Annotated in this window: 14 protein-coding genes; 7 read left to right on the plus strand and 7 right to left on the minus strand. The window is 67.4% G+C overall.

The window, feature by feature from the left end:
• Positions 1-31: 31 nt before the first annotated feature.
• Together AAHM44_RS07915 and AAHM44_RS07920 are read right to left on the minus strand one after the other, a co-directional pair.
• Positions 32-811, minus strand: a complete 780-nt coding sequence (locus AAHM44_RS07915; RefSeq protein WP_269575612.1) for an alpha/beta hydrolase — start codon at positions 809-811, stop codon at positions 32-34.
• Between the two features lie 33 nt (positions 812-844).
• Positions 845-1,675, minus strand: a complete 831-nt coding sequence (locus AAHM44_RS07920; protein WP_342249631.1) for an alpha/beta fold hydrolase — start codon at positions 1,673-1,675, stop codon at positions 845-847.
• Positions 1,676-1,960: 285 nt separating this feature from the next.
• Between AAHM44_RS07920 and AAHM44_RS07925 the strand changes: the two genes are divergently transcribed.
• Both AAHM44_RS07925 and AAHM44_RS07930 read left to right on the plus strand, forming a co-directional pair.
• A complete protein-coding gene (locus tag AAHM44_RS07925; protein ID WP_342249607.1) occupies positions 1,961-4,981 on the plus strand; it encodes a sensor histidine kinase in 3,021 nt (1,006 codons plus the stop codon).
• Positions 4,974-5,621: a response regulator transcription factor gene (locus tag AAHM44_RS07930; RefSeq protein WP_342249608.1), complete on the plus strand. Its 648-nt coding sequence runs from the start codon at positions 4,974-4,976 to the stop codon at positions 5,619-5,621. The genes AAHM44_RS07925 and AAHM44_RS07930 overlap by 8 nt, the downstream gene beginning before the upstream one ends.
• A 24-nt stretch (positions 5,622-5,645) precedes the next feature.
• Here the strand turns inward: AAHM44_RS07930 and cydX are convergent, their stop codons facing one another.
• The 3 genes from cydX to AAHM44_RS07945 are packed head-to-tail and all read right to left on the minus strand — an operon-like array spanning position 5,646 to position 8,513.
• Positions 5,646-5,753 carry a cytochrome bd-I oxidase subunit CydX gene (cydX, locus tag AAHM44_RS07935; protein ID WP_184165302.1) on the minus strand — a complete coding sequence of 36 codons (108 nt, stop codon included), beginning with the start codon at positions 5,751-5,753 and terminating at the stop codon, positions 5,646-5,648.
• 12 nt (positions 5,754-5,765) lie between these two features.
• The gene (gene cydB / locus AAHM44_RS07940) at positions 5,766-6,911 is read right to left on the minus strand and encodes a cytochrome d ubiquinol oxidase subunit II (protein WP_342249609.1); all 1,146 of its coding nucleotides are present in this window, start codon (positions 6,909-6,911) and stop codon (positions 5,766-5,768) included.
• 27 nt (positions 6,912-6,938) lie between these two features.
• Positions 6,939-8,513: a cytochrome ubiquinol oxidase subunit I gene (locus AAHM44_RS07945; protein ID WP_446745968.1), complete on the minus strand. Its 1,575-nt coding sequence runs from the start codon at positions 8,511-8,513 to the stop codon at positions 6,939-6,941.
• 136 nt (positions 8,514-8,649) lie between these two features.
• Here AAHM44_RS07945 and AAHM44_RS07950 point away from each other — a divergent pair, with 136 nt between their 5' ends.
• Both AAHM44_RS07950 and AAHM44_RS07955 read left to right on the plus strand, forming a co-directional pair.
• Positions 8,650-10,173, plus strand: coding sequence for an ABC transporter ATP-binding protein/permease (locus tag AAHM44_RS07950; RefSeq protein ID WP_342249610.1), 1,524 nt, complete (start codon positions 8,650-8,652; stop codon positions 10,171-10,173).
• Complete coding sequence (locus AAHM44_RS07955; RefSeq protein WP_342249611.1) at positions 10,170-11,750, plus strand: amino acid ABC transporter ATP-binding/permease protein; 1,581 nt, start codon at positions 10,170-10,172, stop codon at positions 11,748-11,750. The genes AAHM44_RS07950 and AAHM44_RS07955 overlap by 4 nt, the downstream gene beginning before the upstream one ends.
• A gap of 392 nt (positions 11,751-12,142) precedes the next feature.
• Here the strand turns inward: AAHM44_RS07955 and AAHM44_RS07960 are convergent, their stop codons facing one another.
• Entirely contained in the window at positions 12,143-12,820 is a 678-nt protein-coding gene (locus AAHM44_RS07960; RefSeq protein WP_342249612.1) for an OmpW/AlkL family protein, read from the minus strand.
• 125 nt (positions 12,821-12,945) lie between these two features.
• Here AAHM44_RS07960 and hemN point away from each other — a divergent pair, with 125 nt between their 5' ends.
• Together hemN and AAHM44_RS07970 are read left to right on the plus strand one after the other, a co-directional pair.
• On the plus strand, positions 12,946-14,268 hold the full coding sequence (gene hemN / locus AAHM44_RS07965; RefSeq protein WP_342249613.1) for an oxygen-independent coproporphyrinogen III oxidase: 1,323 nt from the start codon (positions 12,946-12,948) through the stop codon (positions 14,266-14,268).
• 24 nt (positions 14,269-14,292) lie between these two features.
• A complete protein-coding gene (locus AAHM44_RS07970; protein WP_342249614.1) occupies positions 14,293-15,039 on the plus strand; it encodes a Crp/Fnr family transcriptional regulator in 747 nt (248 codons plus the stop codon).
• Here AAHM44_RS07970 and AAHM44_RS07975 read toward each other — a convergent pair.
• Entirely contained in the window at positions 15,026-15,457 is a 432-nt protein-coding gene (locus tag AAHM44_RS07975; protein WP_269575621.1) for a hemerythrin domain-containing protein, read from the minus strand. The genes AAHM44_RS07970 and AAHM44_RS07975 overlap by 14 nt on opposite strands.
• A gap of 186 nt (positions 15,458-15,643) precedes the next feature.
• Between AAHM44_RS07975 and AAHM44_RS07980 the strand changes: the two genes are divergently transcribed.
• Positions 15,644-16,915, plus strand: coding sequence for a serine/threonine protein phosphatase (locus tag AAHM44_RS07980; protein WP_342249615.1), 1,272 nt, complete (start codon positions 15,644-15,646; stop codon positions 16,913-16,915).
• Positions 16,916-16,969: the final 54 nt, after the last annotated feature.

Raw genomic sequence — 16,969 nt, forward strand, 5'->3', positions numbered from 1 at the left:
TTGGCGCGTCGGCCCCGCCCCGGCTGTAGGATCAGCGCCCCGCCGCCGTCCGCGCCCAGGAAAGTGCCCGGTCGGCGACTTCCTCCCAGCCATCCTCGTTGCACAGCCAGTGCGAACGACCGGGGAATTCGTGGAACATGGTGTCGACCGGCGAGCGCAAATGCTTGCGGTAATTGGCGCGGACCATCGGCGCGGGCACGGTGCGGTCCTTCGCGCCGGCGATCAGCATCAGCGGCGGCCGGTCGGGGTTGTCCCAGCGCACCCGGGCGCCGATGCCCAGCACCGCCTGGAAGAACACGCGCCCCGGCGTGGGCACGATGAACTTCTCCCAGGCATAGGGCTTCTCGGCTGCCGGCAGCGTCTGGGCGAAGCCGGCGGCGAACTCGCGCTCGCTCATCCGCAACGCCCGGTTCCAGCCGTTGAACGCCGTGAACACGCAGAGGGAGGTCCATACCGCCAGCGGATGCGCGGGCACGCCGAAGGGCGGTGTCGGGTCGATCGCCACCGCCGCGGCGCCCAGCCCGCGATCGGCGAGCAGCTGGACGATCAAGCCGCCAAAGCTGTGCCCCATCAGGATCGGCGGATGCGGCATCGCTTCGATCAGCGCGGCATAATGATCGGTGATCTGCCTGAGGCCAAGCTTGCCCAGCCGCGGATCGGGCGCCCGGCGGAGCTCGTCCACCGGGCGATCGAGATAGGGCCAGGGCGGCGCCACCACGCTCACGCCCGCCGCCTCGAAGCGCTGGCGGAAGCGGTCCCACGAGCTTGGCGTAAGCCAGGCACCGTGGATGAGCATGACCGTGGGGGCCATCCGATACTCCGAACTGGGACCCGGGCTGGCCGGTCAGCCCTTGATGAAGGCGAGCAGGTCCGGGTTGATCACATCGGCATGGGTGGTCGCCATGCCGTGCGGGAAGCCCTTGTAGGTCTTGAGCGTCGCGTTCTTGAGCAGCTTGGCCGAAAGCGGGCCCGAGTCCGCATAGGGCACGACCTGGTCGTCATCGCCGTGCATCACCAGCGAGGGCACGGTGATCTTCTTGAGGTCCTCGGTGAAGTCGGTCTCGCTGAACGCCTTGATGCAGTCGTAATGGGCCTTGATCCCGCCCATCATGCCCTGGCGATACCAGTTGTCGATGATGCCCTGGCTGATCTTCGCGCCCGGCCGGTTGAAGCCGTAGAACGGGCCGGTCGGGAAATCGATGTAGAGCTGGGCGCGGTTGGCGAGCACGCCGGCGCGGATGCCGTCGAAAACCTCGATCGGCAGGCCGCCGGGGTTCTTCTCGCTCTTGACCATCACCGGCGGCACCGCGCCGATCAGGACCATCTTGGCGACGCGGCCCGGCTTGGCGCGGGCGACATAATGCGCCACTTCGCCGCCACCGGTCGAATGGCCGACATGGATCGCGCCCTTCAGGTCGAGATGGTCGGTCAGCGCCGCGACATCGGCGGCATAGGTGTCCATCTCGTTGCCCGTATCGGTCTGGGTCGAGCGGCCATGCCCCCGGCGGTCATGCGCGATGACGCGGTAGCCCTGCATCAGGAAGTACATCATCTGGCTGTCCCAATCGTCCGCCGTCAGCGGCCAGCCGTGATGGAACACGATCGGCGTGGCGGTCTTGGGACCCCAGTCCTTGTAGAAGATCTCCGTGCCGTCGGCGGTCTTGATCGTCGCCATGGTCTTTTCTCCTGCGTGGGATGCCGCCCCGGCCAGGGCGGGAATGGGTAATGCCGCCGCTGCGGCGATCGCCGCGGCGCCTGCCACGAACTCGCGGCGCGTGGTTTCGAGACGCTCGCTCATGCTTTCCTCCTGCCGAACCTGCGCCAGCTCAGTCCCACAGGTGTCCGCAGCCGCAAATCTCGTGCCGGTGCCTCGCCTAACTCTTTCGGGCTACTCCCGCGCGGCGATGTTTCTGTGCTACCGTGCGCGCTTTCGGAAGCGTCGCGTGAGAAGGGGATCGTCTTGCGACTAGCCTTGCTCATCGCCGGGTTCATCGCGCTGTGCTTCGGGGGCACGGCGACCGCAGACGCGCCCGGCCAGGGCATCGGCCGCTATCTTCATGCGACCTGGACGAGCAAGGACGGCGTGCCCGCCATGGTCCAGGCACTCGCCCAGGGGCCGGATGGCTATATCTGGGTGGGCACCGGCAACGGCCTGTTCCGGTTTGACGGAGTGACCTTCGAATATGTCCCCCCCGCCCCCGATCACCCCCGCGGCGCGATCCCGATCAGCGCGCTGCTCGTCACCCGGCGTGGCGAACTCTGGGCCGCCTATGTCGGTGGCGGCGGGGTCGAGATCTATCGCGGCGGGCGCATGGTCAGCACCGGCATGCACGATGCCGCCGGCGAGATCACCGAGCTTCGCGAGGACAAGGAAGGCGCGATCTGGGCCGTGGGCGGGCGCACGCGCAAGGCGCTCAAGCGCTACCGGGACGGCGCCTGGGAGACGATCGACCAGCGCTGGGGCCTGCCCGACAAGGATTACGTCTCGAGCCTGGCGACCGGGCGCGACGGATCGATCTGGGTCGCCACCGACAAGCAGCTCTACCTGCTGCGCCACGGCACCCGGCGGTTCGAGGCGGTGGGCGTGGAGCTCGGCTTCGGTGCCAATCTCGCGCTCGATCCCGAGGGTAATATGTGGCTGTCCGACGCCCATGGCACCCGCATGCTGCCCGATTATCCGGCCGGTGCTCGCGAGCCGAAGAACTCCGTGGTCTTTCCCTTTTCGGGGCCAGTCCGGCGCACCGCGATCCTGTTCGACCGGGACGGCAATCTCTGGGGTTCGAGCTTCACCAGCGGCATCTTCCAGATCGAGCGGGCCGCGGACAAGGCAAGCGCCGAGGGCAATATCTCGCTCTACCGCACCGAGAACGGGCTGACCTCCAACCAGGCCGTGTCGCTGCTGCAGGACCGCGAGGGCAATATCTGGGTAGGCACCGAGCTGGGGCTCGACCAGTTCCGCCCCGCCAGCCTGTTCCGCGTCGAGCCGCCGGCGGACGGCGCGGCGGAGGGCTATATGGTCGCTGCCGATGACGCCGGCACGATCTGGCTGGCGAGCGGCCCGTCGCTCTATCGCGCCCTGCCCGGCCAGGACCCCAGCCTCTTCTCCACCCAACCGGGCGACATTCAGGCGCTGTGCCGCGGCGGCAACGGCTCGGTCTGGCTCAGCACCGCGCGGCGCATGGTCCGGATGCGCGGCGGCCAGGTAGCCGAGACGATCGACCTGCCCGGTGCCGGCGAGACCTATGGCTGCGCGGAAGATGGACTCGGCCGGCTTTGGGTAGCGCGCTTCCAGCACGGCGTGCTCGTCCGCCGTGGCAATGGCTGGCACCAGGCCAACCTCCCTTTGCCGGGCCGGCCGCAGGACATCGTCATCGACCGGGACGGCAACCCGGTGATCATCCTGGATCGCAAGGGCATCGTCCGCGTCGTCGGTACCACGGCGCGCGGCTGGACCAACGACCAGATCGGCGTTTCCGGGCTCACCGGCGTCTATGCCGGGCGCGACGGCATGCTGGTGGCGGGCGGTGAAGGCCTGGCCCTATGGCGGAACGGCCGGTTCGACCGGCTGTCGATCGCCGACCACCCCTGGCTGCGCGGCGTGCGCGGCCTGGTCCAGACGGCGTCGGGCGAGACCTGGATGGTCAACAATATCGGCCTGCTGAGGATTCACACCGTCGATCTCGATCGCGCCTTCTCGCACCCCCGCGTGCCGATCCCCCACGACCTGTTCGACGAGCAGGACGGCTTTGCCAGCCGCACACAGCGCGCGGACGGCCCGCAGATCGCGGCGGGCGGCGATGGGCGGTTGTGGTTCCTGACCCGGCAGAGCGTGATGCGGATCGACCCGGGCAAGCTTTCCCGCAACGCCGTCGTGCCGCCGGTGGCAATCCGCGCGCTGGTCGTGGATGGCAAGCGCTTCGTCGATCCATCGCGGATCACCCTGCCCCGCGGCGAGTCCAACCTGTCGATCGAATATACCGGCCTCAGCTTCTCGGTGCCGAGCCGGGTCCGCTTCCGCTACATGCTGGAGGGCGTGGACCGCACCTGGATTGATCCCGGCACGCGCCGCCAGGCATTCTACACCAATCTCGAGCCGGGCTCCTATCGCTTCCGGGTGATCGCTTCGAACAATGACGGGATCTGGAACCCCACTCCGACCACATTGGAATTCACGCTACCGCCGACCTTCTTCCAGAGCAGGTGGTTCACGCTTCTCTGTGCCCTGGGGGCGATCGGCCTGTTCTGGCTGTTCTACCAGGTGAAGGTCCGTGCCCTGGCCGCGCAGATGCGCGATCGCATGCGCGAGCGACTTGGCGAGCGTGAGCGGATCGCGCGCGAATTGCACGACACGCTGCTGCAGGGCGTGCAGGCGCTGGTCCTCCGCTTCCAGCTCGTCGCTGACGATATCTCGCCCGAGAACCCGGCGCGCCGCGAGCTCGAGGAAGCGCTGGACCGCGCCGACAATGTCCTTGCCGAGGGACGCGACCGGGTGCGCGACCTGCGCCTGATCGGCGGCGCCGATGATATCGAGCACATGATCCTGGAGATCGCCCGCAAGCAGGTCTTCTCGCCCTCCACCCAGATCTCGGTGGTAAGCGAGGGCGAGCCCCGGCCGCTCGACCCTCTGGTGTGGGATGAAGTGGCACGGATCGCCAACGAGGCGCTCTTCAACATCTGGCGCCACGCCCATGCGCGCCAGATCGCGATCCGCATCGGTTTCCAGCCCGATTGCTTCAGCGTCCGCTTCCGCGACGATGGCGTGGGGATTACCGACGAGGTATTGCGCGACGGCAAGCGCGACGGGCATTTCGGCCTGCCGGGCATGCGCGAGCGTGCGGCCAAGATCCAGTCGCGCCTTGTGGTGCAAAGGCCGCCTGCGGGCGGTACCGAAATCATCCTGATCGTCCCCGCGACGATCGCCTATTCGAATACGCGGCGCCGCAAGTGGCGCGCGCTGGTCACAGGAGGCCGAATTGGTTGAGGCAGCATTGGCGACGCGCGCGAAGACCGTCCGGGTAATGGTGGTCGACGATCACCCGATGCTGCGCGAAGGCATCGTCGCAGTGGTCGAGCGCCAGGCGGACATGGAGATCGTCGCGGAGGCCCAGGGCGGTGCAGAGGCGGTCGAGCGGTATCGCGAGGTCCAGCCCGACGTGACGCTGATGGACATCCAGATGCCGGGCATGGACGGCGTGGAGACGATCGAGGCGATCCGCCGCGAATTCCCCGCCGCCCAGTTTGTGGTGCTCACCACCTATCCGGGCGACACGCATGCGCTGCGGGCACTGCGCGCCGGGGCGACCGGCTATCTGCTGAAGAGCTGCATCCGCAAGGACCTGCTCGATACGATCCGCGCGGTGCATGAGGGGCGCCGGGCGATCGCCGCGGATGTCGCCCAGGAAATCGCCCTTCACGCGTTCGACGACCGGCTGAGCGAGCGCGAGACGGACATCCTCCGCCTGGTCGCGGAAGGACATCCCAACAAGCAGATCGCCTGGCGCCTGTCGCTCTCCACCGACACGGTGAAAGCGCATCTCAAGAACATCTTCGCCAAGCTCGACGTGGCCGATCGTACCCACGCGGTGATCATCGCGGCACGGCGCGGCTTCATCGAGATCTGAAGCCGCGCCGCACGCTCTCCGGGCCTAGATGACCCCGTCCTCGGTTTCCGAGCGGAACTCGTGCCACAGGCCGTTGAGGATGCCGAAGCCGACGGCGAGGCCGACACCCAGGATCCAGGCAAAATACCACATGGGAACTGCTCCTCAGTAGAAGTCGGGGTTGGTGCGCACGTCCTGCTCGGTCACCCGGCCGAACATGATGCGGTAGGCCCAGGCCGTGTAGGCAAGGACGATCGGCAGGAAGATCGCAGTGACGATCAGCATGGTGAACAGCGTGCCGTGGCTCGACGAGGCGTTCCACACCGTCAGGCTCGACAGCGGATCGATCGAGCTCGGCAGAATGTACGGGAACATCGACAGGCCAACCGTGGAGATGATCCCCACATTGGCGAGCGACGAGCCCGCGAACACCAGCACGTCATTGCGGCCGCGGATGCCGAGCAGCGCCAGCACCGGGCCAACAAAGCCGAGCAAGGGGGCCATGAGCATCCAGGGATGCGCGCCGTAATTGGCCAGCCAGGCGCCGCCTTCCGCAACCGTGGTCGAGAAGCGCGGATTGGACGGACCGCCTGCGTCGACCAAGCCATCCAGCCGGTAGCCAAGACCGCCATAGGCGACGAACAGGCCGCCGACCGCGAACAGCACGATCGCCAGCACGGCAGCTACCTGGCCGAAGCGACGGGCACGCTCGAGCACCACGCCTTCGGACTTGAGGCTCAGCCAGCCCGCACCATGCAGCACCAGCATCGCCACCGAAAGCAGGCCAGTGACCAGCGTGAACGGGGTGAAGAGGCCGAGAAGCGATCCGTCGTAGAAGGCGCGCAGGTCGCCATCGAGGCGGAAGGGAATGCCCTTGAGCACATTGCCCACTGCGACACCGAAGACGAGCGCCGGCACGAAGCCGCCGACGAACAACGCCCAATCCCAGCGATAGCGCCATTTCAGGTCCGGGTGCTTCGAGCGGTACTTGAACCCCACCGGCCGCAATATCAGCGCCGACAGCACCAGGAACATCGCCAGGTAGAAGCCGGAGAAGCTTACGGCATAGACGAAGGGCCATGCCGCGAAGATGGCGCCGCCGCCGAGGATGAACCACACTTGGTTGCCTTCCCAGGTTGCGCCGATGGTGTTGATCACCATCCGACGCTCCTCGTCGGTCTTCCCCACGAACGGGAGCAGTGCTCCCGTCCCCAGGTCGAAGCCGTCGGTCAGTGCGAAGCCGATCAGCAATACACCGAGCAACAGCCACCAGATGATGCGTAGCGTTTCAAAATCGAGAGGGATGGACATGGTCTGTCTCCAAAACCCTGGTTCGGCTCATTCGGCCGGAACGGCGTGGAAATCGGGGCCCGCGGGCGCCGGCGCGGTCGCCGGACGATATTCCTCCGGCCCCTTCTTGATCGATGCGAGCATCAGCCGCACCTCGATCACCGCCAGCGCGCCATAGAGCGCGGTGAAGCCGATGATCGTCAGCCACAGCTCGGGCACGGTCAGGCTCGATGGTGCCAGGAAGGTCGGCAGCACGCCCTCCACCGCCCAGGGCTGGCGACCGACCTCGGCCACGGCCCAGCCCACTTCCGCGGCGATCCACGGCAGCGGCATCACGATCAGCGCCAGCCGCAGGAACCAGCGGGCGTCGAACTTGCGGACGGTCGAATAGTAGAAGGCAACCGCGAAGAAGGCGATCATGCCGAAACCAATCCCGGCCATGATGCGGAACATCCAGAAGATCGCCGGCACGTTCGGCACGGTGCTCCACGCCGCCTTGTCGATCGTTGCCGCGTCCGCGGTGCGCGGATCGGCCACGAAGCGCTTGAGCAGCAGCGCATAGCCCAGATCGTTCTTGGTCTTCTCGAACGCCTCGCGCGCAACCAGGTTGTTACGATCGACCTTGAGCTTCTCCACCGCGTCATAGGCAGTCAGCCCATTGACGATACGGACCTTGGCGCGCGCAACCAGCGGGAAGATGCCATTGACCTCACCGGTCAGGCTGCGCGTGGAGATCAGGCCCAGCACATAGGGGATCTTCACCTCGTACCTGGTCTCGCGACCGCTGTTCGAAGGGACGCCGAAGATCGCGAGGCCGGCGGGCGCAGGCTCGGTGTGCCACATGCCCTCGATCGCGGCGAGCTTCATCTGCTGGTTCTCGGTCAGCGCATAGCCGCTCTCGTCGCCCAGCACGACGACCGACAGCGACGAAGCGAGGCCGAAGGCCGCCGCCACCGTGAAGCTGCGCTTGGCCAGCTCCAGATGCTTGCCCTTGAGCAGGTAGAAGGCCGAGACGCCGAGCACGAACACGCTGGCCATGACGTAGCCCGCGCTCACCGTGTGGACGAACTTCGCCTGGGCGACCGGATTGAAGATCACCGCCGCGAAGTCGGTGACTTCCATGCGCATCGTCTCGGGGTTGAACACCGACCCGGTCGGGTGCTGCATCCAGCCATTGGCGACGAGAATCCACAGCGCCGACAGGTTGGAGCCGAGCGCCACCATGAAGGTGGTGAACAGGTGCGCCTGTTTCGACATGCGATCCCAGCCGAAGAACATCAGCCCGACGAACGTCGCTTCCAGGAAGAAGGCCATCAGGCCCTCGATCGCGAGCGGGGCGCCGAAGATGTCGCCCACATAGTGCGAGTAATAGGACCAGTTGGTCCCGAACTGGAATTCCATGGTGAGGCCGGTGGCGACGCCAAGGACGAAGTTGATGCCGAACAGCTTTGCCCAGAAACGGGTGATGTCCCGCCAGATCGGGCGGTTGGTCATCACGTACACGCTCTCCATGATGACGAGCATGAACGAGAGGCCGAGCGTCAACGGCACGAACAGGAAGTGGTAAAGCGCAGTCAGCGCGAATTGGAGCCTCGATAGCTCCACGACTGCCATGCTGATCATCGCAGGAAATCCCCCTACGCAAGAGTCTGCGCCCAACGGGTTTGGTCGCGTCCTCATTGTCCCTAGAAGCGGTCCCCGAAGGCGACTTTGACCATGAACAAATACGCGGCGAACGCAACTCCGGCTAAGGGATGATATGATCTGGCTCCTGGATGTACCCGGTGCCGCGCTTTTCGCAGGGGGCATCGCGCTGGCGGTGAGCGCCCTTGCTGCGGGTGACGGCATCTCCCTGCTCGCTGCCTGCATGATCCTGGCAGGCGGGCTGATCCGTGGCGGGGCAGCGTTGCTGGTCCATGCCACCGCGATCCGCGCCGCCCAGCGCGTGGTTGTGGCATGGCGCTCCCATCTGTTCCCGCGCCTGCTCGCCGGCCGCCTCGCTCGCCCACTCCTGGCCGGTGAGAGTGCTGCCCTGGCGATCGACCATATGGCGACGATCGAAGCCTATCAGGCGCGCTTCAGGCCCGCGCGCGCCGCCTCTGCCGCAACGCCGTTGCTGGTTGCCGCAATAATCGCCTTCGCGAGCTGGGTGTCGGCCGCGATCCTGGTCATCACGCTGATCCCCTTCGCACTCGGCATGATCCTGGCCGGTACCGCCGCGCGTCGAACCTCGGAGCGCCAGCTGGCCGCGCTCGCCCAGCTTTCCGGCCTGTTCGTCGACCGCGTCCGCACCCTGCCCGTCATCCGCCATTTCGGCGCCGAGGACCGGATCACCCGCCAGGTCGGCATCGCCACCGGCGAAGTCGCCGAGCGCACCGTGGCGGTACTGCGCGTCGCTTTCCTTTCCGGCGCAGTCCTGGAGTTCTTCGCGGCGCTCTCGGTCGCGCTGGTCGCGGTCTATTGCGGGTTCAGCCTGCTCGGCCTGCTGCCCTTCCCCGCTCCCGAAAAGCTCACGCTCGGCCAGGCGTTCTTCGCGCTGGCGATGGCACCGGAATTCTACCTGCCGATGCGTCGCCTGGCCGCCGCCTATCACGAGAAGCAGCTGGGCGACGCAGCGAGCGCCGCATTGACCGCAGTCGAGGCCGAAACGCCCGCGCCACCCATCTCGGCGCGCTTCGACGGGCTGCAGGTTACCGGTCTCGTGATCCAATGGCCGAACCTGCATATCGGCCCGGTCAGCTTCGCGCTGGCACCGGCCGATATGGTTGCGCTGACCGGCCCGACCGGCAGCGGCAAATCGAGTCTGCTCGCCTCGGTTGCCGGGCAGATCGTTCCCGCCGCCGGCGCGGTGCGCATCGCCGGCGGCGGGGCTCTCGATCCCGGCGACATCGCCTGGGCGGCCCAGACCCCGTTGCTGCTTCCCGGCACCCTTGCCGAGAACATCGCCCTTGCCCGGCCGGACGCGACTATCGAGGCGATCGGTCAGGTCGCTTCGCTGGTGGGCCTGGATACCCTGCTCGCCGCACGCGGCGGGCTGGGACTGGCGCTCGACCATCGCGGCTCCGGCCTGTCGGGCGGCGAGCGGCGGCGGATCGGACTGGCGCGGGCTATCCTTTCGGGCCGCCCATTGCTGCTCTGCGACGAGCCCACTGCCGACCTCGACGCCGAAAGCGCTGCCGAGATCATCGACCTGCTCAAGACGCTTGCCCGCGACCGCGCGGTCCTGGTCGTGACCCATGATCCAGCCCTCGCCGCCGCGGCACGTCTGGAGGTGGCGCTGTGAACGTCTTCACCCTCGACCCGACCGGGCGCCGCTGGCTCCGACGCGCGAGCATCGCCGCGGTCGTTGCCGCGCTGGCCGGCATATTGCTGCTGGCGGTGTCGGGCTGGTTCCTGACCAGCGCGGCGCTGGCGGGGGCCGCCGGGCCGGTCGTCGCGCTCGGCTTCAACTATCTGATCCCCAGCGCCGGCATCCGGTTGCTGGCGATCCTGCGCACCGTGTCACGCTATGGCGAGCGGCTGTTCTCGCACCAGGCGGCGCTGGGCGCGATGGCCGGGATGCGCGGCAGCCTGTTCGGCAGGCTCGCAGCACAGGATGCCCGCACCGGCCCCGACCTTTCCGGCGGCGACGCCAGCGCCCGGCTGATCGGCGATATCGACGCGCTCGAGGACCTGATCGTCCGCAAGCCCACCCGACCCGCCAGCCTGGTCGCGGCGGGCATCGGGGTGCTGCTCGCCGCGTTCGCCGGCTGGGCATCGGCACTGGCACTGCTCCTGCTGCTGGCCGCGCTACCCTTGCTGCTCGATCGTGCCGCCCGTCGCCTGACGAAGCAGCCTGCCCATGACGCAGCCGAGGCGCTGGGCGCGCTGCGCACCCGCTATGTCGAATATGCCGCCGCCCGCGCCGAGATCGCCGCCTATGGGCTGGCCGACCGGGTGACGCAGGACCTGGTACCGCTCACCGAGGCGCTCGACACCGCCCGGGCGCGGCTGAACCGGGGCGAAGGGGCGATCGCGGCACTGCTCGCCGGCTATACCGGGCTGGCCGTGGCGATCGTGCTGCTGCTCTCCAGCGGCCCCGCCCCGCAGGTCGCGCTGGCACTGCTCGCCACCGCCGGGGCGCTCGAGGCGATGGCCGGGCTGGCCCGCACCGCCTTCCGCCAGGCCAGTGTCGGCGAGGGCCTGCGCCGGCTCGAGGCATTGCTGACCCTGCCCGAACCCGCGCCCCCCCAGGCGGATGGCACGCCGCTGCCGCTTCGGCTCGGCACACTGCGGCTCGAGCCCGGCAGCCGGGTTGCCGTCACCGGGCGCTCGGGGTCCGGCAAGACGCTGCTGCTCGAAGCGCTGGCCGGCATGCGCGCCGTTGAGGTCGATGCCGCGATCGGCGAGCAACCGCCCATCGCCCAGCCTGGCGTGCTGCTGCGCAGCCAGTTCGCGCTGTCCCCGCAGGACGCCGCGCTGATCGCCGGGACGATCGGCGACAATCTCCGACTAGCCCGACCCGGGCTCGATAATGCCGCGATGTGGGCCGCGCTCAAGGCCGTGGTGCTCGACGATCGCATCGGCAGGATGCCGGCCGGGCTCGACACAAGGCTGGGCGAAGCCGGCGGCACGCTTTCGGGCGGCGAGCGCAAGCGGCTGTCGCTGGCGCGGGCGCTGCTCGCCGGACGGCCCTGGCTGCTGCTCGACGAGCCGACCGAAGGGCTGGACGCCGCCACCGAGGCCGAGCTGGTCGCCCGGCTCGACCAGTGGCTGCGCGGGACCGCGACCGGACTGGTGCTGGTCTCGCATAGGCCGGCACCGCTTTCGCTTGTCGGGAGCAGCGTGGCGATCGAAGGGCTGGCGCCTCGGCCGGTTTAGGTTCCTGCTCCCACTATAGCTCCCCGGCGAAAGCGGGGCCCAGAATCACAAGCCACAGAGCAGAGAAACCCAGGACCCAGGCTCTCGCCGGGGCTCAGTGCGGGTTCCAGGCATGGCCTAATCCTACGCCCTCACGGCATCGACTCGCGAAAGTACACAAAGTACAGGCCAAGAACGGGTTTTTGGCTCGGCAATTTTGAGCTTCTTTACGGGAACGCGCGGCACCTCGCACGATTGTTACGTGCGGCTGATCCTATTTCACCAACAGCCTCAAAAAGCGGCTGAGCCCAAGTCCGACCGCCCGAGGCAAGCAGGCGAAATCCTACATTGCAAGGCCGCACAAAAAGGGCCGGCATCGCTGCCGGCCCTTCCCCGTCAGCGGGTGTACGGGTTCAGAGGCGGACCCCAAGCCCCACGCCGAACACCAGCGGGTTCACCTTCACATGGGTGCGCTGCGTGCCGATCGCGGTGGTATCGAGCCGGGCGTCCGTGGTGATGTCGATGTATTTCACGTCGAGGTTCAGGAAGACCTTCCTGGTCAGGTCGACATCGACACCAGCCTGCGCCGCCCAGCCGAAGCTGTCCGACATGCGCACCCTGGTCTTGCCCACGGCCCCCTGCAGGCCGCTCGATGCCTTCTCGTCCCAGAAGATCGTGTAGTTCACGCCGGCGCCGACATAGGGGCGGATCTTGCCCCGCGAATTGAAGTGATATTGCGCGGTAAAGGTGGGCGGGAGCACCCAGGTCGAGCCAAGCTTGCCGATCGAACCGGTGGTGCCGGTGGTGCCACCGAAATTATGCTTGGTGGTCGAGGCGATCAGCTCGAAGCCGATATTGTCGGTGACCATGTAGGTCGCATCGATTTCCGGCATCACGGCATTGTCCAGGCTCACCTTCTCGGTGGGGAAAGCCGGCTTGATGCCGTTCGATTTCTCGTTCGGGGCCACCACGATCGTGCGCAGGCGAACCAGCACGTCGCCGGCGCGGATGCCGGTTTCGTCGCTCGTCTGGGCGCTGGCGGGGACGGCGACCATCAGGCCAGCTGCGGCCAGAGCGATCAGGGTCTTCATTGTTACCTCCACTGTTGACCCCATTGCCAATGCCCCCCGCCAAACCTCGCCGCATTGCAGCAACGCAAACGGGGATTTGACTGGTGTCAAAGCCGCCCGGAGCCCGTGCCCGCAGACAGGATGGCATGTGGACCTATCACCCCGAGCTGCTCGCCACGCCGGTGCCCCGCTACACCAGCTTCCCCACCGCAGCGGAGTTCGGTGACGATGTCGGCCCGGCCGACATGGAGCATGCGCTGGCGCGGGTGCGCGAGGACGAGCCGATCTCGCTCTATCTTCACGTCCCCTATTGCCATGAGATCTGCTGGTATTGCGGCTGCAACACCGGCGCCGCCAACCGCACCAGTCGGGTCGCCGCCTATGTCCAGCGGCTGGGCGAGGAGATCGACCTGATCGCCCGACGGCTCGACGGGCGCGGCAAGGTCGCCCGGATCGCCTGGGGCGGCGGCAGCCCCAATGCGCTGGCGCCATCGCAGTTCGATGCACTAATGCACCGGGTACGCGCTGCCTTTGCCTGCAGCGAGGCGACCGTATCGGTCGAACTCGATCCGCGCGGCTTCGACTGGGGCTGGGCCGATTGCTTCGGGCGCAACAAGGTGACGCGCGCCAGCCTGGGCGTGCAGACCTTCGCGCCGCATATCCAGCGCGCGATTGGCCGCATCCAGCCGACCGAGGAGATCGCCTGCACCGTCGGCCGCCTGCGCGCCGCCCGGGTTGAATCGATCAATTTCGATCTGATGTATGGCCTGCCCGGGCAGTTTGCCGAGGATCTCGACGAGACGCTGCGCATCGCGCTGTCGATGCGGCCGGAGCGGTTCGCGGTGTTCGGCTATGCGCATGTGCCGCATTTGCTGCCGCGCCAGCGCCGGATCGATGCGACCCGCCTGCCGGGCGCCGCGGTCCGGTTCGCGATGGCGCAACAGGCGCATCGCTTGCTGCGCGGCGGCGGCTATGACGCGATTGGCTTCGATCACTTCGCGATGCCGCACGATGCCATTGCCCGCGCTGCCCGCAACAAGACGCTGCGCCGCAACTTCCAGGGCTTTACCGAGGACCCGTCCGATGTGCTGATCGGCCTGGGCGCCTCCTCGATCAGCGCCTTCCCCGGCGCGCTGCTGCAGAATGAGAAGAATGCCGGCCGCTACCACCTGCGCATCGGCAATGGCCAGCTTGCCACCGCGCGCGGCATCCGCCGCAGCGCCAGCGACCGGCGGCGCGGCGCGATCATCGAGGCTTTGCTTTGCCGTAATGAGGCGGAGTGCACCGGGCTGCCCGACCTGGCCGATATCCGCGAGCGGCTGGCGCCGTTCGAGGAATACGGGCTGATCGCCTGGGCCGGCACGCGCCTCCTGCTCGACCAGGGCGCGCTGCCCTATGCCCGCAGCATCGCCGCGACCTTCGATCCCTGGCGCGCCGCCAGCACCACGCGCTTCAGCAGCGCCGTCTGACCCTCCAGCCGAAAGCGTCCCCTCATGCTCACCGACGCCCTGCTCCTCGATCGTACGCCCACCGTTCCCGGTTGCGCGCCTGCCCGCTGCCAGGCGTGCAAGGCGCGCGGCAATTCGCTTTGCGCGGCGATGGGCGATGGCGAGATTTCGGCACTGCATGCGATCGGTCGCCGCCGCAGCCTGCCTGCGGGCCAGGTGTTCAACTGGGCCGGTGACCAGAACAATCACTGCGCCACGGTGGTAGAGGGGATGCTCAAGGTGACGGCCTCGACCGAGGACGGGCGCGAGCAGATCGTCGGGTTGCTGTTCCCGGGCGATTTTGTCGGCGAGCTGTTCGAGGAGGACGCGACGCTGACGGTCTCCACCCTGTGCGACACCGATCTGTGCACCTACCCCCGCGCGGCGTTCGAACGGACGCTCGAGGATCATCCGCGCATGGAGCGGATGCTGCTCCGCCGGACGCTGGCCGCCCTGGGCGATGCACGCAGCCGGATGCTGGCGCTAGGCCGCCGCAACGCGAAGGAACGGATCGCCGGCTTCCTGCTCGACCTGGTCGAGCGCACGGGGCAGCCGGCCGGCAATGGCGGGGTGCTGATCGCGATTCCGATCAGCCGCGGCGAGATGGCGGATTATCTGGGGCTGACGATCGAGACGGTGAGCCGCCAGCTCTCGCAGCTCAAGGCGGCGGGCATCCTCGCCTTCGCCAAGGGCGATCGCGGTTGCACGGTGCTGGGCGAAGAACGGCTACGGGCAATCCTCAACCCGGCATGAGCCCGCGCCGGGCGATCTCGATCCCGCTCTCCTTGAGCGCGATCGCCCGGCGGCAGCCATCGAAGAAGCAGCGCAGCATGTAGGAGAGCTTGCCGACGTCACGCTCGCCTTCCGGCTCGATACTGTGCCACAGCTCGCTGGCCAGATCCTCGCCGTGCATCCGATCAAACTGGTGCATCTCGTGCAGCGCCGAGAGGAAGGCGGGCCCGGGACGGTGCGCGAGCGGCAGGTCCGCGAACAGCCGCTCGGCGCGGTTGAAGTGCGTGGCGGTCACCCGCTGGATCGACTTGCACAGCCGCAATATCTCGTCCGCCGCCGGCAGGGACGGCAGGCGATCGGCGACGATCTCCAGCTCGTGGCACAGGCTGCGCTGCACGACGTGGTCGTCTTCCAGTATCTCGAACGTCGAAATGTTCATGGGCACATCGAAGGGCGAAGGGGGGACCGTCATGATGTGATCTTTCGCATCTGGCCCGATCTAGCCCGTCGCCGGCGATCGCAACTTGACGGACGTCAAAAGGCTCCGGACGCCCGTCGCAACCGGCGCTCGCCTGGCGCCGCGGGTGGTGATAGCCAGCGCCTGCCCAGCCCCAGTGAGGTCCAGATGAAGCGCTTCCGATTTGCCGCCGGCACCGCCCTTGCCCTGCTCGCCTCCACGACGGCGATGGCCCAGTCCAAGTGCGGCCAGTTCACGATCGCGATGATCCCCGACACGCAGAACTATACCGACTACACCCACCAGAAGGCGGCGGGCTATCCGCTCGATGGCGTCGAGCTGTTCTATGAGCAGATGCGCTGGATCGCCGCGAATGCGCGCAGCGCCGGCGGCGACATCGTCTTCGCCACCCAGGTCGGCGATGTCTGGCAGCATTATTCGGAATGGACCGACCCGGAGCATGAGGTGCGCGGCTTCAGGGCCATGCCCAATTCGGGAAGCTCGGAAGTCGCCGAGGGGCCGCGCAAGGAAACGCGCGCATTCGAGATTCCGGCAGCGATCAGGGGCTTCGAGATCCTCAAGGGCAAGCTTCCCTTCTCGGTGGTGCCCGGCAACCACGATTATGACGCGCTGTGGACCGATCCCGCCTATCCGCCGCAGCCCGAGCGCAAGGACTCGCTGAGGATCGGACTGCGCCACCTGGGCGGGCTGGACGGATTCCGCTCGGCCTTTTCGGACCAGTCCGAGTTCTTCAAGGGGCAGCCCTGGTATGTCGATGCGCATGACGGCGGCGCGGACAGTGCGCAGCTCTTCACCGTCGGCAAGTGCCGGTTCCTGCATATCGGCCTGCAGTTCGATGCCCCCGATGCCTCGCTAGCCTGGGCGAAGCGCGTGCTGCATCGCTTCCCCGACGTGCCGACGATCGTCAGCACCCACAAATACCTCGATCGCGACGGATCGCATGCCGATACCCCGGCGCTCGACCAGAGCATCCTCGATCACCGCGACAACAACCCGCAGATGGTGTGGGACAAGCTGATCAGCGAGAACGACCAGATCTTCCTGGTGTTGAGCGGCCATATCGGCGGCCAGGGCTATAGCGTCGACCACAACCTGGCCGGGCACGAGGTGCACCAGATGCTCGCCGATTATCAGGGGCGCTGGCAGGTTGCGAAGGAGCTGGGCTGGAAGAACGCCAACGCTACCCTGGGCGACGGCTGGATGCGCCTGCTGACCTTCCGGCTCGACGGACCGAAGCCGAGCGTGCAGGTGCGCACCTGGTCGACCTTCTACAAGAAGTTCAGCACCGAGCTGCCCGACTATGCCGCCTGGTACAAGGCGCATGAGGGCATGGCAAAGCTCAGCGACGCCGAATATCTGAAACGCGACGATTTCAGCTTCGAACTGCCCGACTATCGCGCGCGGTTCGGGCGCAAATAGCACCCTCCCCAATTCGGAACGGCAAGAAAGTAGCGCGACGGGGATGCCCGCCGC

Origin of the sequence: Sphingomonas sp. OTU376, assembly GCF_038440415.1 — a bacterium.
Taxonomy (GTDB): Bacteria; Pseudomonadota; Alphaproteobacteria; order Sphingomonadales; family Sphingomonadaceae; genus Sphingomonas; species Sphingomonas kyeonggiensis_A.